Source organism: Paenibacillus nitricinens (assembly GCF_052056485.1).
GTDB lineage: Bacteria > Bacillota > Bacilli > Paenibacillales > Paenibacillaceae > Paenibacillus_AQ > Paenibacillus_AQ nitricinens.
On record NZ_CP183948.1, the window covers coordinates 4,060,098 to 4,080,629 of the forward strand.

The window sequence follows — 20,532 nt, forward strand, 5'->3', positions numbered from 1 at the left end:
GCCCTCGAAATGAGGACGGTAGCAGTAAGCTTATATTTTTTGGTAGCAATGATCTCAGCAATGGGTTTAGCAGATCTTGGCTTTGAGCGTTAACGACCGCGTCTATTGATTAAGAAGCAACTCCGACCAAGGCGGCATTTAACTTCTCATTGCTCATTTAGTGCATCTCCCCTTTTATTATCCGCAACTAGCCCACCGATTCCGCCTTATTCTAGACGGAATGAAACTTTTCAATAATCATCGGCTGTAGTTGTTTACCTTGCAAAGCGGCATAGCAAGCTTCTGGGATAAGATCCATACGCGCTACTAACGAATTAGGTTTGCCCTCAGGGTTATCCTGTCCGAATGGCACAAAATAAATATGTTTAGCCACGAGAAGCTTTGCAATATTTGCGGCATTAAGACCTAAGCCATCATTGGTAGATATCGCGAGAACTAGTGGACGTCCATTGCGCATCTGCGATTTCGCAGCCATGAGCACTGGACTATCGGTCATAGCATTTGCCAATTTACTCGTTGTATTTCCAGTGCAAGGTGCTATGGTAAGCACATCCAGCAGCTTGGAAGGACCCAGCGGTTCCGCTTCAACAATTGTAGAAATGATATCATTACCTGTTATATCTTTCAACTGTTTTAGCCAATTTTGCGATGTTCCAAAGCGGGTGTCGGTGCCTAGTACGGATGCTGAAACTATGGGCACTACGTTTGCTCCTCCATCTACGAAGCGTTGAATTTGCGGCATTACCTCCGCAAATGTGCAGTGAGATCCGGTAATCGCATACCCTACTGTTTTTCCGTGCCAATCCATTTTATTCGTCCCCCTTGATTAAAGCCTCGTCCGATATCGACTGAACCAGCGCATTTGCCATAATAATCCCAGCGCTTTTAGGAGCTACAATGCCAGGGAGTCCAGGTGCCAGCATCGCTTTAATTCCTCTTTTCTCCGCATAACGAAAGTCACATCCACCTGGAGCGGAAGCCAGGTCAACAATTAAGCAATTCGGTGAGATACGTGAAAGCACTTGTGCGGTGATGATCATACTTGGAATCGTATTAAATATTAGATCAACATCCGGCACATGAAGCAACAGTTCACTGGTCATAAACGGCTTCCAGCCCATTTCCTCAGCACGTGCATAATGTTCCTGTTTTCTAACTCCGGCTTTGACACTAGCACCCAACCCTTGCAGACTTCTTGCCATTGTAAAACCCGTTCTGCCCAAGCCCAGTACCATCGATTTGGAACTGTGAATGGTAAAATCCGTGTTCTGTATGGCCATAACCAATGCCCCTTCCGCTGTTGGGATGGAGTTGTAGATGGCTACATCATCACGATTAAGCAATTCAATTAACTTTAACGAATGCTTGGCGCACATGCCGCGTAAGTAGCTTTTAGCCATACCGCTATACACCAAACAATGGGGTGGCAGAGCAGCAAAATGTTCTTCCAAGAGCATCAAGCGTTCAGAAGAAAATAAGGCACTGATATTTCCTTCATCATCACAACCAATCGTAGGCAACACTAATACATCTGCATTACTAAGCAGCTCTACCGTCATCTGTTCCAGGCTCACCCCTGGGCAAGGGGTTTCCCATTTATCGAACCCGGCAGCGCTTACCGTCGCATCCAATTCCACACATTTCCGAATCACTTCAAGCTGTCTCGCGTCCCCGCCCAGGAACACGATCCTGACGCCAGTAAGCATAGGGATGACGCTCCTTTCAACATACACTATCGACTATAGAGCATCTTATGCTGGGCATTCTTAATGGGTGAAAAGCGGAGAAGAATTACCATGCAGGCTTGAATGTGTGAAACTTATAAATCGTCATATTTAAACGAAAAAAAAGCTCACGAATCACGCCGATTAGGCATAAATTCGCAAGCTTTTTAATAAGTCATATTATTTGCCAGTGTGACCGAAGCCTCCGGCTCCACGTTCTGTTTCGGATAAAGTATCTACTTCAACCAAAGTGACCACTGGAACCGCTTGAAATACCATTTGGGCAATACGCTCATTGCGAGCAATAGCAAATGGCTCTTGCCCTAGATTGATCAACAACACTTTGATCTCTCCACGATAATCAGCATCAATCGTTCCAGGTGTGTTCAAACACGTAATCCCATGCTTCAAGGCCAGTCCACTTCGTGGGCGAATCTGAGCTTCTAATCCGTCTGGCATAGCTAATGATATGCCTGTTGGAATTAATGCACGTTCTCCAGGAGCAAGCACGACTTCGCTTTCAACCGCGGCATAAAGATCATACCCGGAAGCCTGTTCTGACATTTTACAAGGAAGATTAACATCCTCGTTTCCAGCTAGTTTATTGATTTGTACGTAATAAGACAAGATCATCTCTCCTAACATTTGCAATAGCTTTATCTGTTGAACCTACCATCGCTAAAGAAAGCGGCTCAGCAAACATATTATCAAGCACACTGTTGATATTGTCCATCGTTACTAACTGAATCTTGGCGATCATATCGTCTAATGTGTTATGTTTTCCGAGCATGAGTTCATTTTTCCCAATCCGATTCATCCGGCTACTAGTGCTTTCCAGGCTAAGAATAAGGCTACCTTTAAGCTGCTCCTTGCCTTTTCGCAGTTCATCTTCACTAAGACCCTTAGTAGCAAGTTCGTACATCATTTCCTTAATTAGCTCTGTTACATCCTTAGTTTGCTTCGGTGCTGTTCCAGCATAGACCGTGAATAAACCAGAATCCGCCTGAGAACTGTGGTATGAATATACAGAATAGGCTAGACCACGTTTTTCACGAATCTCTTGGAACATCCGTGAGCTCATCCCACCACCAATGGCATTATTAATAAGCACCATAGCATATTGCATTGGGTCGCCAGAGCGGACCCCTGGTAAGGAAAGACAGATATGATTCTGTTCTGTTTTTTTGCGGTGAAACAACAAATCCCCATAATAATCCGGTGGAGTCAGCGGCGCAGATGTGCCATGATTAGCAAAAGAACCAAAATGCTGCTCCAGCAGCTCAATCAGTCCATCACTAATGTTCCCCGCTACACTAATTACCGTATTCTCAATCGTATACTGCTCCTTCATGTAAGCACGAAGATCATCTGGCTTCATTTCCATCAGCCGTTCCTTTAAGCCTAGGATAGAATACGCAAGCGGATGATCCTTGTAAGCAGCAGCACACATCAAATCATGCACAAGGTCGTCTGGTGTATCCTCGCACATAGAAATTTCCTCAAGGATGACGTTTTTTTCCTTCTCCAGCTCTTCAGCATCCATACGTGAACGGAAGAACATATCTGCTAACACATCTACTGCGATAGGCAGATGCTCATCCAATACCTTTGCATAATAGCAAGTATATTCCTTAGAGGTAAACGCATTTACATTGCCGCCAATAGCATCGAACTGCTCGGCAATATCCTTAGCACTATATCGGTCCGTACCTTTAAAAAGCATATGCTCTACAAAATGGGATATCCCGTTGTTTCCAGGGTGTTCATTCCGCGAACCTGTCTTCACCCAAATTCCAAATGATACGGACCGGCCGGTCGGAATTTTTTCCATCACTACTCGTAATCCATTGGATAATACTATTTTTTCCACTTCATGTCCTCCTGGCAATAGCCATGTTCTATCTAATTTAATACACGTGCCTATAATCCTACCAGAAATAGATCACTCACTCAACATCAGAGGGGATTAGACGCTCCGCTGACAGCGTTTGGCTGACTGTTCCTAGCTGTAACCCTTTTGCCTTTATCCCGCGTATCATGGCCTTCAGCGCCTTGGAGGATGAGGCAGTAGGATGCATTAGAACCAGTGTCCCGGATTCAGCTTTACTTGTGATTTTGGCAACTATAGATTCAGGAGAAGGATTGCGCCAATCCACCGTATCCACAGTCCAGAGTACAGTCTTTAAGCCCAAGCTGCTAGCAATTTCTACTGTCTCTTGATCGAAATCACCAGATGGAGGTGCGAACCATTTATTAGTGACTCCAAGTGATTCTTTTAGCAGCTTTTGCGTCTTTTCAATCTCAACTGTAGCACGCGCTCGACTTAAAGTACTCATATTGGGGTGGGTATAGGCGTGATTCTCCATCTCATGACCACGCTTTAACATTTCTGCAGCAAGCTCTGGATTCTTGCTCAGCCAGCTTCCATCCAGAAAAAACGTAACTTTCACGTTCTCTTCATCCAAAATATCCAGCATGGGCACGATATACTGATTCCCCCAAGCCACATTAATCATCAGTGATACCATCGGTTTCGCCGGATTTCCTCGATATATAGGTTCTGCTCCCAGTTCATTTAACGATACTTTTGGTTCGATCTGCCGATACACTAACTTTATGGGCTCTTTTGGTGCCAAAAGAGCATTCCGATAGGTACTCTCTACATCAATCTCAAGTCCGTTATAACCCGGAATGGCTTTCCACACCCGGTCAACCACTGCATCCACTGGAGGTGCATTTAGTTTGGCCGCGGCGGTCTCAATCCTCAGACGAAGATCGTTATTGGCCGCCTTAGGGATATCCATCCACACCGCAAGATCATCCTGCGGCTTCAATTGCGCAAGCATGTCCTTGACTGGTCCCTGTGTGCTACCAATTCCTATCACGATTGCTACACAAGCAACCACTAATGCCACTTTTTCCGTCTTCATGACGACTTCCTCCCCGGTAGAAACGAATTTCAGGTTCGTTCCACACGATTACAAAGACACTTTGTCCCAATTTATGAGACAAGGGAGGAATTTATGTCATGAACAGATACAAGACTAATAGATAGGAATGTTTGCTACAGTTTTCCACCTTCTTTCATATAAAAAAAGAGCCAGAACGCAAATCGCTTCTGTCTCTTTTAATAATGAAATTAGATCCCTTTTGTAAAGGTTATTACTAAGATCAAACTTACGCTTTAGCTCCAGTTTCCGAAGTCAACACCGCTTTACGAGACAGGTTAACCCGGCCTTGTGGATCGATCTCGGTAACTTTAACGGTAATGGTGTCACCAATAGCAACAACATCTTCTACCTTAGCTACACGCTCAGTGGACAATTGGGAAATGTGTACCAATCCGTCTTTGCCCGGAATCAGTTCAACAAATGCACCAAATTTCTCAATACGTCTAACTGTACCCACATAGATTTCTCCGACTTGTACTTCACGCACAAGACCTTCGATAATCGAACGAGCCTTTTGGATCATTTCTTCATCTGAAGAACCGATAAAGACACGGCCATCTTGTTCGATGTCGATTTTCACGCCGGTTTCTTCAATAATTTTATTGATAATCTTACCACCAGCACCGATAACATCACGGATTTTGTCCGGATTGATGTTGATAATAATGATTTTAGGAGCATATTTGGACAGATTAGGTCTTGGCGCAGAGATCGCTTCATTCATTTTGTCCAAGATGAACAGACGGCCTTCTTTAGCCTGTTGAAGTGCTTCCTGAAGAATGTTGCGGTCGATACCGGCAATCTTAATGTCCATTTGAATAGCTGTAACACCTTCTGCTGTACCAGCTACCTTGAAGTCCATATCTCCGAGATGATCTTCCATACCTTGAATATCCGTCAGGATGGAGACATGCTCTCCGTCTTTAATCAGACCCATTGCTACTCCGGCCACTGGAGCTTTGATTGGTACACCAGCGTCCATCATAGCCAGAATACTGGCACAGATGCTTGCCTGGGATGTAGAACCGTTAGATTCAATCGCTTCTGATACTAGACGAATCGTGTACGGGAATTCAGTTTCACTAGGAATTACCTTGGATAATGCACGTTCTCCAAGTGCTCCGTGACCGATTTCACGTCGTCCTGGTGCTCTAAGCGGACGAGCTTCCCCTACGCTGAACGGCGGGAAATTGTAATGGTGCATGAAACGTTTCGTTTCAGTAGGATCGATTCCGTCGAGAATTTGCACATCACCTAGTGCTCCAAGGGTACAAACGCTAAGGATTTGTGTTTGTCCACGTGTGAACAGACCGGAACCGTGTGTACGCGGCAACAGGCTTGTATCACATTCAATCGGACGGATTTCATCAAGTTTACGTCCATCTGGACGAACCTTATCATGCGTGATTAGACGTCTTACTTCATCCTTCACGATATCATGGAGGACTTCTTTAACATCTTTCAGAAGCTCCGGTGCTTCTATGTACTTCTCTACGAAATACGCAACCGCTTCATCATTAACGACATCAATCGCTTCCTGACGAGCATGTTTTTCAGCAATTTTAACGGCTTCCACCAGACGAGCCTCAGCATATGCGCGGACCTCAGTATTCACGTCAGCATTCACTGTATGCAGCTTCACAGCCATTTTTTCTTTACCAGCCACTTTGACCAGTTCTTCGATGGTTGCAACGATCTTACGGATTTCATCATGACCGAACATAATCGCTTCGAGCATCACATCTTCCGTCACTTCGTTCGCTTCCGCTTCAACCATCATGATTGCTTCCTTCGTTCCAGCAACCACTACATAAATATCACTGATTGCTTGCTGAGCCATATCCGGATTGATCACAAATTCTCCATTAACCCGACCTACAGCAACACCGCCGATTGGTCCATCAAAAGGCACATCGGAAATACTAAGTGCAGCTGAAGTACCGATCATAGCAGCAATATCTGGTGCGCAGTCCTGATCCACACTCATTACCATGTTCAATACCTGAACATCGTTACGGAATCCTTCAGGGAACAGGGGTCTGATTGGACGGTCTGTCAAACGGCTTGACAGAATCGCTTTCTCACTCGGTCTGCCTTCCCGTTTAATAAATCCGCCAGGAATTTTACCTACTGCATATAATCTTTCCTCATAGTTAACTGTAAGGGGGAAAAAATCCAGATCCTTTGGCTCTTTCGAAGCCGTAACGGTACATAATACCGAAGTATCCCCATAACGCACCATAACGGCTGCGTTTGCTTGTTTAGCTAGACGGCCCGTTTCCAGCACAAGGCGTCTTCCGCCTAGCTGCATTTCTACACGTTTTTCCATAAATACCTCCTTGAATAGTAGTAGACCCGCAATCAAATATAGCAGGTTCACAAATAGATCTAATGAATCGGAAAGGCTTGTCCCTAAGGTATGTAGCCTGTTCTGTATACATATAAGAAGAAACGGCTAAGTCTCACAGATGATGTAAAGTGGCCGTTTTTACGAATAATCTCATCAGTCTTGCTATAAAGTTTTCCCTAAATTTTCAAAAAGCAACCCAGCTGTCCCGCTGTCGCTCCGAGAAGGACATACGGTATACAACCAGGCTGCTTTAAGGGTTATCTTATGGAAAATTAACGACGCAATCCCAGTCTTTCGATCAGGGCGCTGTAACGTCTGATGTCTTTGTTTTTCAAATACGCCAGAAGTTTACGACGTTGTCCAACCATTTTCAACAATCCGCGACGGGAGTGATGATCTTTCTTGTGCGTACGCAAGTGGTCAGTCAAATTAACGATGTTCTCCGTTAGGATAGCAACTTGCACCTCAGGGGATCCAGTATCGGATTCGTGAGTTTTGTGCTCGTCGATCAATTGATGTTTACGTTCTTGAGTTAATGCCATCCTGTTCACCTCCTTCAATATAATCGCCACTAGCCTCGTCACCGTCGGTGAGAACGTGCAACCAAGCTAAGGTTATGGTGCTGTAAGCCAGCAACGTTTATTAGTATAGCATCTCCATTAACAAAAGTAAACGGCTTGTCCGGGATGACTATAGATTATACCCCAAAATCTTCTTCGCGGTTTCTGCATCCTCACCGATTTGAGTAATCAATGCACCAATGGATTCGAATTTTCGTTCAGGACGAATATAAGATACTAACTCCACCTTGAGCTCTTGATCATACAAATCACCTTCAAAGTCAAACAGATGGACCTCAAAGCTTGGAGTCAATACACCCTCATGGAAGGTAGGTTTAACGCCCACATTCATAACCCCATACAAAACTTTATCCTTATAAAAGACTCGGACCGCATATACACCTTTAGTCGGGATGACAAAATGTGCACTAAGCTTTAAGTTCGCTGTTGGAAAACCAATAGTGCGACCTCTCTTCTCACCATGACCCACTTCACCACGCAGATAATAGCAACGTCCGAACCAGGAGTTTGCCAGTTCTAAATCCCCGTTTTGGAGACTTTTACGAATGCCGGAGCTGCTTACCTTCTCTCCATCCAGCAGAAAAGGGGGAGCAACCTCTACATTCATAATACCTTCACCCAGCTTGCGAAGCATCTCAACATCGCCTTCACCTTGATAACCAAAACGAAAGTCAAAGCCGACAACTGCAGTTACAATATGTAGCGGCAAAAGCATAACAGAGACAAAATTCTGAGGACTTACACGGGAAAGCTGCTCGTTAAATTCAATAACATATAAGATATCGACACCCAAACTAGCAAGAATCTCCTGCTTTTCTACGGGTGGCGTCAAATACCCTTCATAATCACCCTTACCCATAACATCTTTAGGATGGGGATGAAATGTAAGGACTGCAGCCGGCACACCTTGTTTACGTGCGAGGGCCACAGCGGATGTAATGACGCTAGCATGTCCACGATGCAATCCGTCAAACTGCCCTAGAGCAGCCACTTGAGGCTGAGCCCACTCTGCAGCAGTCTCCGGAGACATCGGATAGGTTAACGTTACGGTTCTCACGCTGTTTCTCACCTACAATTCACTTGGTAAAATTGATTTAAGCTTGTGCAAACACCTTCACTGGAGCAATTGCACCTGTATCTTCCAATTCATAAATGCCAAGAAATCCACCTTGAAGATCGTATAGCCGAAATTGACTGTTCGACTTCACCTCTGGAGCGATAAATCGTGAGGACAAACGCTGCCCCTGCAAAGCTGCCTTCTTTTTCTCATCCATTACCGTGTGCTTTGGCATATGAGAAATGGCTTCGTCTGCAGCGATTAAATGATCTTCCAATGTTCCGGCTTCTTTGTGAGTCGCAATATCCTCTAGCGTAAGACAATGACTAGCAGAAATCCCTGCCGACATCGTTCTCTCTAGTTTCACCATCACACCCGGCAGTCCAAGTGCTCGTCCGATGTCGACACAGAGTGTACGAATGTACGTCCCCTTAGAGCAAAGCACCCGGAATGTGATATCGGGATGATTGCCTTCCCAAGTCATATCCGTCATTTCAATTTCGTAAATCTCTACTTCACGGCTTTTACGTTCAACGGTTTTACCTTCTCTTGCCAACTCATAAAGACGTTTGCCGTCAACTTTAACCGCAGAATACATCGGTGGAACCTGAGAAATAACCCCTTTAAATGAAGCAAGCACTGACAGAATCTCTTCTTCAGTTACATGCACCTCATCTACAGTTTCTATAATGGTCCCAGTTAAGTCCTCAGTATCACTGGACATCCCCAGTCTCAATGTTGCCACATATTCTTTGGGCAACTCCTGAATATACTCCACGACACGAGTAGCGCGGCCTAAACAAAGCGGTAGCACACCTGTTACCTGTGGATCAAGCGTTCCTGTATGTCCGATCCGTTTCATGCCGAGAATACGACGCGCCTTGGCCACAACATCATGTGAAGTGAACCCGGCTGGCTTGTAAACCGCCAGTACACCTTCTAATTCACTCATAAATGACGTCTTACCTCCTCAAGCACTTGCGCTATTGCCGTTTCGAGTGTAGCTTCTATACGCGCACCTGCAGCACGGGTATGACCGCCACCTCCAAACGTTTGCGCTAGATCAGCCACATCGACCTTACCCGCAGAACGTAAGCTAACTTTAACCGCATGTTCATGAATGACTTTGAACAGAATCCCTACTTCCACACCTCGAATATTGCGAGGGTAATTCACGAGACCTTCTAAATCTTCATTAGCAGCAGCACATTCAATCATATCCTCCGGTGTAACATAGAGCCAGGCAATATCCCCTTCGGGTGATAATTGAAGAGTATTTAACGCTTTATTTAAAATTTTAATCTGCGGCAATGTCATTTCTTCAAGTAATGTCTCAGCCAGTTCAGGGCCGTTAACGCCATATGATAGCAGTTCAGATACGGCTGCCATTACTTTTGGTGATGTGTTGGTATATCGAAATCCGCCAGTATCTGTCAAAAGACCTGTGTATAAAGCTGTGGCAATATCAATGTCCCATTCAATCTCGAACGACTTCAACAGATCGAACAAAATTTCCGCAGTCGCAGCAGCATCCGGTTTGATTAAATTCACAAGACCATAACCGTTGTTAGTGGGATGATGGTCAATGTTCAGGATTAGAGCATCCTTCGCAAAATAGCGATGAGTTAGTCCTACTCGCTGAAAATCAGCACAATCCACACAGATCACATTGCTGTATTGACGGGGCGGCTCACTAGAGGCCATATTGATGATTTCCTCCGAATGCCATAAGTATTCCATCCGCTTCGGTATCGGTCCTTCATTTAGCATAGTGTATTTTTTGCCCAGACATGAGAGAAGCCAGCCCACCGCTAGGGTGGAGCTGACTGCATCTCCGTCCGGCTGAACATGCGACACTACAAGGTAATCGTCGTGTTCCAGCAGAAACTCACGGGTCTGCTGGAGACTTTGTTCATAGCTCTGCATTCGCCGTCTCCTTTATAAAGGTTGTTCAAAATAGCCTTGAGCTATTTTGAACTCCTTTTGTACCTATTTCTAATCGTTCTTATGAAGCTCTCCAAGAAGTTTCTCAATGTGACTGCCATAAGCGACAGATTCATCGATCTTGAAGATCAGTTCCGGTGTATGCCGGAGGCGAATCGCCTTGCCAAGCTCGGAGCGAAGAAAACCATTTGCTTTCTCAATCGCTTTAAGGGAGCCTGACTTCTGCTCTTCATCCCCGAACACGCTTAGGTATACTTTCGCTTGCGACAGATCGTTAGTCACGTCTACGCCAGTTACAGTTACAAAACCGATTCGAGGATCTTTCAGTCCGCTTTGGATAAGTTGACTAAGCTCTTTCTTGATCTGCTCGCCTACTCGTCCTGCTCTAATTTTAGACATCTATATTCACCTCTTCGCTTAGCGCTCTACAGTTTCCATAAGAAACGCTTCGATAATGTCGCCCTCTTGGACGTCATTATAGCGTTCCAAAGTTATGCCGCATTCATAACCTTGCGCCACTTCTTTGGCATCATCTTTAAAGCGTTTCAAGGTATCAACTTTACCTGTAAATACAACGATTCCGCTACGGATCAAGCGCATTTCAGCATTACGGGTAATTTTACCATCAATAACCATACAACCTGCAATGGTACCCACTTTACTGATTTTGAATACGCTACGCACTTCAGCGTGACCGATAACGTTCTCTTTATAGATAGGATCAAGCATACCCTTCATTGCACTTTCAATTTCCTCGATTACATTGTAGATGATGTTATGGAGACGAACATCTACTTTTTCTTGTTCAGCAGCTGCCTTGGTCTGAGCGTCCGGACGAACGTTAAAGCCAATAACAATAGCATTAGATGCTGCTGCAAGTGTAATATCGGATTCCGTAATGGCACCAGCACCGCTGTGAATGATCTTCACGCGGACACCTTCCACTTCGATCTTAGCCAGGGAACCTTTAAGTGCCTCGACTGAACCTTGTACGTCAGCTTTAATAATAACGTTAAGGTCTTTGATCTCGCCGTCTTTAATGTGCTGGAACAAATCATCCAATGTTACACGGGTGTTCGTATTCAGCTCAGATTGGCGTTGGGAAGTGGAACGTCTATCAGCAATCGCACGGGCTTTACGCTCGTCTTCGAAGGCCATAAACGGATCACCAGCCTGTGGTACTTCAGTCAAACCAGTAATTTCTACTGGAGTGGATGGTCCAGCTTCCTTGATCTTACGTCCTTTGTCATTAACCATCGCACGTACACGTCCGAAGCAGTTACCTGCTACAAAAGCATCGCCGACTTTCAATGTACCGTTCTGTACCAGAACACGTGCAACGGGTCCACGATTCTTATCAAGCTCAGCTTCTATAACTGTACCGCGTGCCCGTTTGTCAGGGTTCGCTTTGTACTCATTTACTTCAGCAACGAGCAGAATCATTTCCAGCAGTTCTTCCAAGTTAATACGTTGTTTTGCAGAAAGGTTAACGAAGATGGTATCTCCGCCCCACTCTTCAGGAACGAGTTCATAGCTTGTAAGCTCTTGCTTCACCTTATCAGGATCAGCACCTGGCTTATCGATTTTATTGACAGCAACAATGATCGGAAGTCCAGCAGCTTTAGCGTGTGCAATAGCTTCAACAGTCTGAGGCATAACACCGTCATCCGCAGCAACTACGATAATTGTCATATCCGTAACCTGTGCACCACGAGCACGCATAGCCGTAAATGCTTCGTGACCAGGTGTATCAAGGAACGTGATTTTCTTCTGATTGATTTCAACTTGATAAGCACCAATATGCTGTGTGATTCCGCCAGCTTCGCCTAGTGACACACTTGTCGAACGAATGGCATCCAGCAAAGTAGTTTTACCGTGGTCAACGTGACCCATGATTGTAACTACTGGAGGACGGGTCTGAAGCTCATCTTCAGTATCATTCTCTTCCACAGTTTCGAAGCTATCCTCATCAACAGGAATCTTCACTTCTACTTCTACGCCAAATTCAGCAGCGAGCAGAAGAATGGTGTCGATATCCAATTCTTGGTTAATGGTTGCCATTACACCCATCGAAATCAGCTTCTTAATTACTTCAGAAGCGTCTTTGTGAAGCAATTTCGCAGTTTCACCTACGGTCATGCTGCCACGAACGATAATTTTCTTAGGTGTATTATCAATCTTCTCACGGTGAACCATAGGTTGATTCTTGCCACGGCCATTCTTACCACCACGACCGCGGTAGTTACCGCCTTTACCATCATCAAACCGTCTATTGTTCGTATTTGGTCTACCACCGGTTGTGTTCTTCTTAGGACCTCTGTCGTCACCGCGTGTGAAACCACCGCCTGTGCCAGATTGACCTTGTGGGCGGCTGTCCGTGCGAGGTGCACTGCTTTGTCCTTGCGGACGGCTGCCAGTATTACTTCCTTGTGGACGGCTACCGCCGGTAGTACTACCTTGCGGACGGCTGCCACCTGTGTTACTTCCTTGCGGACGGCTGCCACCAGTATTACTACCTTGTGGGCGATTGCCGCCTGTACTACTTCCTTGCGGACGGCTGCCACCGGTATTGCTACCTTGTGGGCGATTGCCGCCTGTGCTACTTCCTTGCGGACGGCTTCCGGTAGTACTATTTGTACGTGGAGCTCCGCTTTGTTGCGGACGTGCATTTTGCGTTGAACCTGTTGTTGTTCTGCGGGAATCTTGTCCGCTTTGGGGCCTTGGGGACGTCGTCGATTGGTTGTTGTTTTGGTTACTGTTCATACCTACCTGCTTTTCCTGTTGATTTTTGTTGGCATTCTGAGCACTCTGGGGTTCGGCAGTTACTGCACCGGTTGACACCGGGCGGCTGCTGGAGCCGGTATCCCGCTTGGCTGCAGCGTTCGACTTGATATCCTTGAAGAATTGCTCTACTTTGTTCACGGAACCGTTCTCCATGACACTCATATGATTATTCACAGGGACATTCAAACGCTTCAGAATAGTAATAATTTCTTTACTGCTCATGTTTAGTGACTTGGCATATTCGTACACACGCAATTTATCTTTGTTCTCTTCTTTAGTCAATAAATCCACCTCCGACAGTATCTCCGAGTTGCTTGGAGATCATTTCCGCGAATCCTTTATCCGTAATGGCCAGTACTACGCGCTGGTCTTTACCAATACTTGCACCGAGGCTGTCTCGGTGAAATGCGATTACTAGTGGAATATCGTAGGTTCCGCATTTATCACGGAACTTTTTTTGGGTATTATCTGAAGCGTCACCTGCCAGAACGACCAGCTTCGCCTCTGAAGACCGTACAGCTTTGAGTACAGCCTCATCGCCGGTGACTATCTTGCCTGCTCTCATGGCAAGCCCTAAATAAGAAAGCGCCTTACTCATTATCCTCACTATCCTTTGCTGCTAGAAACTGCTCTTCCACGGAAGTAAACTCCCTGGCAAGCTGGTCATAGATTTCAGGACTCACTTGACATTTCAAAGCGCGGTCAAGTGCTTTATTCTTCTGTGCCAGCTTAAAGCATTCAAGCTTGCCGCATATGTAAGCACCACGGCCTGACTTCTTACCTGTCAGATCAATCAGTACTTCGCCCTCGGGCGTCCTAACCACTCGAATCAGCTCTTTCTTCGGCATCATCTCTTGGGTAGCAACGCATTTGCGCAGCGGCACCTTTCTTTGTTTCATACATACGCCTCCCGTCAAGCAGGTTAATTAATCAATGGAGACGGAATCCTGATGCATTTCATCAATAGAAGTTCTCGGTCTACCGTATTCCTGCTCCGCTTGACTCTCACTCTTGATATCAATTTTCCAGCCGGTAAGCTTAGCGGCAAGGCGTGCATTTTGCCCTTTAATACCGATAGCCAGTGATAATTGATAATCAGGAACGATCACCCGTGCCATTTTCTCTGCTTCAAAGACTTGAACTTCAAGCACCTTGGAAGGGCTGAGTGCATTAGCAACATACTCTTGCACCAGATCAGAGTAACGGACGATATCGATCTTCTCGCCACGAAGCTCAGTAACGATGGTTTGAACGCGTGTTCCTCTTGGGCCTACGCAAGAACCAACTGGATCCACTTCCGGATTGCGGGAATACACAGCAATCTTCGAACGGAAGCCAGCTTCACGAGCTACGGAACGAATTTCAACTACACCATCAAAAATTTCCGGAACTTCTAGTTCGAACAGACGCTTCAGCAATCCGGGATGACTGCGGGACAGCATAATTTGCGGTCCTTTAGTGGTATTCTCAACTTTAGTGATATAAGCCTTGATACGCTCACTTTGCTTAAACTTCTCACCTGGCATCAATTCACTAAGCGGCAAGACCGCTTCGATTTTACCAAGATCAATGTAGATGTTCCGCATATCTTGACGTTGTACAAGTCCTGTTACAATATCATCTTCTTTGTCAATAAAGGCATTATAGATGAGTCCACGCTCTGCTTCGCGAATCCGTTGTGTTACAACCTGCTTTGCAGTCTGTGCAGCAATGCGCCCGAAATCACGTGGTGTTACTTCAAGCTCAGCAATGTCTTCAAGCTGGAAATGCGGGTTAATTTCTCTGGCTGCCGGCAATGAGATTTCAGTCCTTGTATCCAGGACCTCTTCAACAATTAGCTTGCGGGCAAACACTTTAATGACACCTGTGTTGCGGTTCATATCAACACGCACGTTCTGTGCTGCATTGAAATTACGTTTATAACTAGAGATCAGCGCCGCTTCGATCGCTTCGAACAGCACATCTTTACTGATGCCTCTCTCCCTTTCCAGCTCATTCATTGCTTCAATAAACTCCATACTCATGAATTTCCGGCCCCCCTTTCAAGACGTTAAAAAATAATGGCCAATCTCGCGCTTGCGACTTTGGCATACGGTATTACATGTTCTTTTTTGCCCGCGGAGATGAGCAGTTCCTCGTTCTCGAACGAGAGCAAACGACCTTCAAATTCTTTGAGTCCTTGAATCGGCTCATAAACAGTCACATACACGTCCTTACCTACCGCTTTAGCTACATCCGCAGCTTTTTTGAGAGGACGCTCTGCTCCCGGTGAGGAAACCTCAAGGAAATATGCCTCAGGGATAGGATCATTCTCATCCAACTGCTGACTGAAATATTCGCTAATGCTTCCGCAGTCATCAATATCAATGCCGCCTTCTTTATCTACGAATATACGCAGAAACCAATTGGAGCCTTCCTTCACGTATTCAACGTCCACCAGTTCGAAACCATTGTCGTCGAGATAGGGCCCGAGCATCTGCTCTACCGTTTGTTTAATTTTAGATTTGGGTGTGCTCAAAAGAAAATTACCTCCACGAACTTGTCTTTTGCTATATACCAAAGATAAAGAGTGGGTTTCCCCACTCTTTACACAACGGACTTATCTCATTATTACCAAAGAAATTATACCATAGTGAGTCTGGACTGACAAGTGCTAGCCCTTGACTCCCCCTTTGGAGCTCTCTTTTCTAGCCATGAAATAAGTGTTGTTAAAGCCTTTAAAATAGGGAAAGTTGATTGCTCTCCGGTAAGCCGCGGAAGCAGCCCATATTGGTTAGCAGCTCAATAACTGTCTTACTCGCCTTGGATTTCTGCTGGAAATCCTCAATAGAAAGGAACTCCCCGGCATCTTTCGCAGCAGCTATGTTGATAGCAGCATTCTCACCAATTCCCGCTAATGCGGAAAACGGAGGAATCAAACTCTTGTCATCAACAATAAACTTATTCGCTTCTGAGCGGTAAAGATCAATGTTTTTGAATGTAAACCCACGTGCCGTCATCTCCAAAGCCATTTCAAGGACAGGCAACATAGCCTTTTCCTTAGGCAAAGCTTGAAATCCTTTTTGCTCAATGTCTACGATCTGACGGTTGATCGCTTCATATCCCTTACAGCACAATTCAATATCAAAATCTGCTGCACGTACAGAGAAATAAGTCGCATAATATTCAATAGGATGATACAGCTTGAAGAAAGCGGTACGTACTGCAGAAATAACGTATGCAGCAGCATGCGCCTTCGGGAACATGTATTGAATCTTCAGACAAGAATCAATATACCATTGTGGAACCTTGCACTTTTTCATTTCCTCGATCCATTCGTCAGATAAACCTTTACCTTTACGAACACTCTCGGTAATTTTAAAGGCCAAGCTCGCATCCATTCCCGCTTTATAAATTAAGAAGAGCATGATGTCATCACGACAACCGATAACAGTCTTAATGTTACAAGTGTTATTCTTTATAAGCTCTTGCGCGTTACCAAGCCAAACCCCAGTACCATGAGACAAACCTGATATTTGCAGTAAGTCAGCAAAGCTGGATGGTTTCGACTCAATAAGCATTTGACGTACGAACTTGGTACCCATTTCGGGCACACCATATGTCGCAACTGGTGATCTGATTTCGTCAGGTCTCACTCCAAGTGCATCTGTAGAGTTAAACATGCTCATGACTTTCGGATCATTCATCGGGATAGTAGTTGGATCAACACCTGTCAAATCCTGCAGCATCCGCATCATTGTCGGATCATCATGACCCAGAATATCAAGTTTCAACAGATTCGCGTCAAAAGCATGATAATCAAAGTGCGTGGTCTTCCACTCGGCATTGACATCATCCGCTGGAAATTGCACGGGTGTAATATCTTCAACCTCCATGTAATCTGGAACAACAACTATACCGCCGGGATGTTGTCCCGTACTGCGTTTAACGCCTGTGCATCCAGCTGCCAGCCGGCCAACTTCAGCTCCACGCCAACGTTTCTGGTGCAGTTCTTCGTATTTCTTCGTGAACCCGAAGGCAGTCTTCTCAGCGACGGTACCGATCGTTCCGGCACGGAATACATTTTTCTCACCAAACATTTCTTTGGTAAAGTTATGGGCATTCGGCTGATATTCCCCTGAGAAGTTCAAATCGATATCGGGAACTTTGTCGCCCTTAAATCCGAGGAAGGTCTCAAACGGAATATCCTGCCCTTCGCCTTTGAGCTTCTCACCGCAATCCGGACATACTTTGTCCGGTAAGTCGAATCCGCTCCGCACACTGCCGTCCAGGAACCATTCACTATGGCGACACTCGGGGTTTAGGCAAATATAATGCGCGGGCAAAGGATTAACTTCTGAAATCCCAAGAAATGTCGCTACTACAGAGGAGCCTACGGAACCCCGCGAACCTACGAGATATCCGTCCTTATTTGATTTTTTAACGAGACGTTCAGAAATCAAATAGTTGGCAGAGAACCCGAATTTGATAATTGGTGCAAGCTCTTTCTCCAAACGGGCAATGACTACCTCAGGCAATTCTTCGCCATAAATGGATTTCGCAGTGTTATAACAGGTCTCGCGAATTTCTTCGTCCGCCCCTTCAAGAATGGGTGTAAATAGCTTATCCGGAAACAGCTCCAGCTCTTCAAAACGTTCCGCCAGCTCAACTGTATTCGTAACTACGACTTCCATTGCTTTTTCAGCACCGAGAAATTCGAATTCAGACAGCATTTCATCGGTTGTGCGGAAGTGTGCATCTGGTTTACGTTGGTCTTTAAGCGGACTAAAGCCTGTGATTCCATTAATGGTAATATCACGATACAGCTTGTCCCGGGGTTCAAGATAATGCACATTCCCCGTTGCGATAACAGGTTTATTCAACTGTTCCCCTATTTCACAAACCTTGCGGACTACATCACGAAGCTCATCAGGGCCTGCTACAAAGCCCTTGTCTACCAAATGCATGTACATGGTCAATGGCTGTATCTCTAGCACATCATAAAAATGAGCAACCTCCATGGCTTCCTCAGTCGTTTTGTTGAGTACTGCTTCAAAAAACTCTCCACGTTCACAACCGGAAATCACGAGCAGTCCATCTCTATGCTCTTCCAGCTTGGATTTCGGAATACAAGGAACACGCTTGAAATATTCCGTATGTGACATGGAAATGAGCTTATAGAGATTTTTTTTGCCTACTTGATTAAGTGCATAGATATTACAGTGGAACGGTCTTGTGTTCGAAAGATCATTACCCACATAATCGTTTAGTCGATCAAGGCGGGTCATGCCCTTCATCTTTTCAGCATCTGCGAGCAATCCTGTTAATATTCCACCGAGTGCTATAGTATCATCAATCGCTCGGTGATGGCTTTCCAGAAGAACTTTATATTTATCGGCTAATGTGTTCAGCCTGTGATTCTTCATGCTTGGATATAGTAACCGGGCGAGCTCAAGCGTATCAAGAGATGGATTCGGAAGATCAGGTTCACCTATTTTACGTAACGAGGCCTGAATAAAACCCATATCAAATCTGGCGTTATGTGCAACAAGGATACTGTCACCCACAAATTCAACAAACTTACGCAGTACTGGTTCAAGATCAGGAGCATCCTTCACCATTTCATCCGTAATATTGGTCAATTGCTGAATATGATAAGGGATCTTCTCATGCGGATTAACAAAAGTAGAATAACGGTCTACTTCTTTGCCTTCGCACATTTTAATGGCCGCCAGCTCTGTAATATTATTGCGGGTAATCGATAACCCCGTGGTCTCTATATCAAACACTACATAGGTAGCTGTCTTCAAGTCCAAAGGCTGAGCATTCTCGACAATATTCACAGAGTCATTCACAACATTGGCTTCCACGCCATAAATCATTTTTATCTTATGCTTATGAGCTGCATGGTTCGCATCCGGAAAAGCCTGAACTCCGCCATGATCAGAAATAGCAATCGCAGGATGACCCCACTGGGCAGCTGTTTTGACATAGGTAGTGATCGGAGTGACCGCATCCATCGTACTCATCGTAGTGTGAAGGTGAAACTCCACCCGTTTCTTAGGAGCTGTATCTTTACGTGCAGGCGGTGCTTTAACTTCTGTTAAGTCCGAAGGAATCATCACTAGCTCAGGAATCTGCATAAACCGGTCATATTCCACTTTTCCGCGTGCTCTTACCCATTTACCGTTAGCTAACTGACTCATAACCTTCAGATCATCTTTAGTCTTCGCGAACATCTTCATTTGTAGAGAATCCGTAAAATCGGTCAGACTGAAAGTGAACAAGGTACTGCCATTGCGAAGTTCCTTACGATCCAGACCAAAAATGGTACCCTGAATAGTAATTTTCTTCTCTTCATCTTGAATTTCAAGAATCGGTACAGCCTGTTCCTTAATTTCATACCCCACTTGAAGCTTAATGACTTCACTAGGATCGCTATCATCAGCAGGAGCTTCTGTTTCTACTGCAGTCATCATCTGCTCAACGATCTCGCGTTGTTCTTGCTGAAGCTTTTGCTGAAATTCTTCATATGCCTCAACATTATTATTTTCATTCTCTGCCATTAGCACTTTAACTTTTAAGGTCAGACCGAAATACGTATCATAAAATTTAATAATCGCCCCATCGATGCCTTTTTTACGAGCCAGCTCCATAGAAGTGGAGTCACTCATCGTCAACATTAAAGTGTCCTCTTTAAGCTCTTGGGTAGAACGTGTCAGCCAGCCATTAACCGAAGGGACCTCGCGAGTCACCCACTCCAGAAACAATCCCCAATATTCTTGGACTATCTCTGCTCTACTAACTTTTTGATCATATACGAATAAAAAGCTTACTTTGGCTATATGCTGTAGCTTCTCCCGCATTCTGAGGCAAAATGTCCGGTATACCTGCGCTGGAACCAGGCTTTCTTTCGCAATCATAATTTGCCAGTCTCGGTTACCACGGCTGATCTCTACACGCTCTATATATCCATCTAAAAAGTAGGGATCCATAATTGCAGGTGGAATTTCACCTTGCTTCATCAAGAGCTCGAATCTTTTTCTTCTCTCCTGGTTTTGTTCCATGCTTTCCTCCCACCTTTGATAACTCCGTAAAACACAATCAATGATATTCAGTGAAAGTACAATATGATAAAAAAAACGACGTTGTCGGCTTTTAA

General features: G+C 45.1%; 16 protein-coding genes and 1 pseudogene. All 17 read right to left on the reverse strand.

Features of this window, described 5'->3' with window-relative positions; all coding sequences use genetic code 11:
• Window positions 1-211 precede the first annotated feature (211 nt).
• Entirely contained in the window at window positions 212-808 is a 597-nt protein-coding gene (locus ACN6KS_RS17935; RefSeq protein WP_042189406.1) for a dipicolinate synthase subunit B, read from the reverse strand.
• A 1-nt stretch (window position 809) separates the two neighbouring features.
• On the reverse strand, window positions 810-1,706 hold the full coding sequence (dpsA, locus tag ACN6KS_RS17940) for a dipicolinate synthase subunit DpsA (RefSeq protein WP_341135150.1): 897 nt from the start codon (window positions 1,704-1,706) through the stop codon (window positions 810-812).
• A gap of 198 nt (window positions 1,707-1,904) precedes the next feature.
• On the reverse strand, window positions 1,905-2,351 hold the full coding sequence (gene dut / locus ACN6KS_RS17945) for a dUTP diphosphatase (RefSeq protein WP_234533961.1): 447 nt from the start codon (window positions 2,349-2,351) through the stop codon (window positions 1,905-1,907).
• A complete protein-coding gene (locus tag ACN6KS_RS17950) occupies window positions 2,326-3,594 on the reverse strand; it encodes a M16 family metallopeptidase (RefSeq protein ID WP_094870285.1) in 1,269 nt (422 codons plus the stop codon). Before ACN6KS_RS17950 ends, dut begins: the two co-directional genes overlap by 26 nt.
• A gap of 76 nt (window positions 3,595-3,670) precedes the next feature.
• On the reverse strand, window positions 3,671-4,654 hold the full coding sequence (locus ACN6KS_RS17955) for a polysaccharide deacetylase family protein (protein WP_341135151.1): 984 nt from the start codon (window positions 4,652-4,654) through the stop codon (window positions 3,671-3,673).
• Window positions 4,655-4,901: 247 nt separating this feature from the next.
• A complete protein-coding gene (gene pnp, locus ACN6KS_RS17960) occupies window positions 4,902-7,004 on the reverse strand; it encodes a polyribonucleotide nucleotidyltransferase (RefSeq protein WP_341135152.1) in 2,103 nt (700 codons plus the stop codon).
• 293 nt (window positions 7,005-7,297) lie between these two features.
• Entirely contained in the window at window positions 7,298-7,567 is a 270-nt protein-coding gene (gene rpsO, locus ACN6KS_RS17965; protein ID WP_036656390.1) for a 30S ribosomal protein S15, read from the reverse strand.
• 148 nt (window positions 7,568-7,715) lie between these two features.
• Window positions 7,716-8,663 (reverse strand): bifunctional riboflavin kinase/FAD synthetase, encoded by a 948-nt coding sequence (locus ACN6KS_RS17970; RefSeq protein ID WP_094870288.1) that lies wholly within the window; start codon window positions 8,661-8,663, stop codon window positions 7,716-7,718.
• Between the two features lie 37 nt (window positions 8,664-8,700).
• Window positions 8,701-9,615 carry a tRNA pseudouridine(55) synthase TruB gene (gene truB, locus ACN6KS_RS17975; RefSeq protein ID WP_280786396.1) on the reverse strand — a complete coding sequence of 305 codons (915 nt, stop codon included), beginning with the start codon at window positions 9,613-9,615 and terminating at the stop codon, window positions 8,701-8,703.
• On the reverse strand, window positions 9,612-10,589 hold the full coding sequence (locus tag ACN6KS_RS17980) for a DHH family phosphoesterase (protein WP_440960189.1): 978 nt from the start codon (window positions 10,587-10,589) through the stop codon (window positions 9,612-9,614). The genes truB and ACN6KS_RS17980 overlap by 4 nt, the downstream gene beginning before the upstream one ends.
• A 69-nt stretch (window positions 10,590-10,658) precedes the next feature.
• Window positions 10,659-11,006 (reverse strand): 30S ribosome-binding factor RbfA, encoded by a 348-nt coding sequence (gene rbfA / locus ACN6KS_RS17985; protein ID WP_042128856.1) that lies wholly within the window; start codon window positions 11,004-11,006, stop codon window positions 10,659-10,661.
• A gap of 18 nt (window positions 11,007-11,024) precedes the next feature.
• On the reverse strand, window positions 11,025-13,673 hold the full coding sequence (gene infB, locus ACN6KS_RS17990) for a translation initiation factor IF-2 (RefSeq protein ID WP_094870291.1): 2,649 nt from the start codon (window positions 13,671-13,673) through the stop codon (window positions 11,025-11,027).
• Window positions 13,668-13,989, reverse strand: a pseudogene (locus tag ACN6KS_RS17995) (YlxQ family RNA-binding protein); the annotation flags it as partial. The pseudogene ACN6KS_RS17995 and the gene infB, both read right to left, overlap by 6 nt.
• Entirely contained in the window at window positions 13,982-14,290 is a 309-nt protein-coding gene (rnpM, locus tag ACN6KS_RS18000) for an RNase P modulator RnpM (protein WP_042189416.1), read from the reverse strand. The gene rnpM and the pseudogene ACN6KS_RS17995, both read right to left, overlap by 8 nt.
• 27 nt (window positions 14,291-14,317) lie before the next feature.
• A complete protein-coding gene (nusA, locus tag ACN6KS_RS18005) occupies window positions 14,318-15,415 on the reverse strand; it encodes a transcription termination factor NusA (RefSeq protein WP_042189417.1) in 1,098 nt (365 codons plus the stop codon).
• Window positions 15,416-15,441: 26 nt separating this feature from the next.
• On the reverse strand, window positions 15,442-15,909 hold the full coding sequence (gene rimP, locus ACN6KS_RS18010; protein ID WP_094870292.1) for a ribosome maturation factor RimP: 468 nt from the start codon (window positions 15,907-15,909) through the stop codon (window positions 15,442-15,444).
• 199 nt (window positions 15,910-16,108) lie between these two features.
• Window positions 16,109-20,437 (reverse strand): PolC-type DNA polymerase III, encoded by a 4,329-nt coding sequence (locus ACN6KS_RS18015; RefSeq protein WP_440960190.1) that lies wholly within the window; start codon window positions 20,435-20,437, stop codon window positions 16,109-16,111.
• Window positions 20,438-20,532 lie beyond the last annotated feature (95 nt).

What these genes read in the sequence shown, in the direction of transcription:
- pnp (WP_341135152.1), bottom strand. Translation starts at nt 7,004, where the DNA reads ATGGAAAAACGTGTAGAAATGCAGCTAGGCGGAAGACGCCTTGTGCTG.
- ACN6KS_RS17980 (WP_440960189.1), bottom strand. Translation starts at nt 10,589, where the DNA reads ATGCAGAGCTATGAACAAAGTCTCCAGCAGACCCGTGAGTTTCTGCTG.
- truB (WP_280786396.1), bottom strand. Translation starts at nt 9,615, where the DNA reads ATGAGTGAATTAGAAGGTGTACTGGCGGTTTACAAGCCAGCCGGGTTC.
- nusA (WP_042189417.1), bottom strand. Translation starts at nt 15,415, where the DNA reads ATGAGTATGGAGTTTATTGAAGCAATGAATGAGCTGGAAAGGGAGAGA.
- dpsA (WP_341135150.1), bottom strand. Translation starts at nt 1,706, where the DNA reads ATGCTTACTGGCGTCAGGATCGTGTTCCTGGGCGGGGACGCGAGACAG.
- ACN6KS_RS17935 (WP_042189406.1), bottom strand. Translation starts at nt 808, where the DNA reads ATGGATTGGCACGGAAAAACAGTAGGGTATGCGATTACCGGATCTCAC.
- ACN6KS_RS18015 (WP_440960190.1), bottom strand. Translation starts at nt 20,437, where the DNA reads ATGGAACAAAACCAGGAGAGAAGAAAAAGATTCGAGCTCTTGATGAAG.
- rpsO (WP_036656390.1), bottom strand. Translation starts at nt 7,567, where the DNA reads ATGGCATTAACTCAAGAACGTAAACATCAATTGATCGACGAGCACAAA.
- ACN6KS_RS17955 (WP_341135151.1), bottom strand. Translation starts at nt 4,654, where the DNA reads ATGAAGACGGAAAAAGTGGCATTAGTGGTTGCTTGTGTAGCAATCGTG.
- rbfA (WP_042128856.1), bottom strand. Translation starts at nt 11,006, where the DNA reads ATGTCTAAAATTAGAGCAGGACGAGTAGGCGAGCAGATCAAGAAAGAG.
- rnpM (WP_042189416.1), bottom strand. Translation starts at nt 14,290, where the DNA reads ATGAAACAAAGAAAGGTGCCGCTGCGCAAATGCGTTGCTACCCAAGAG.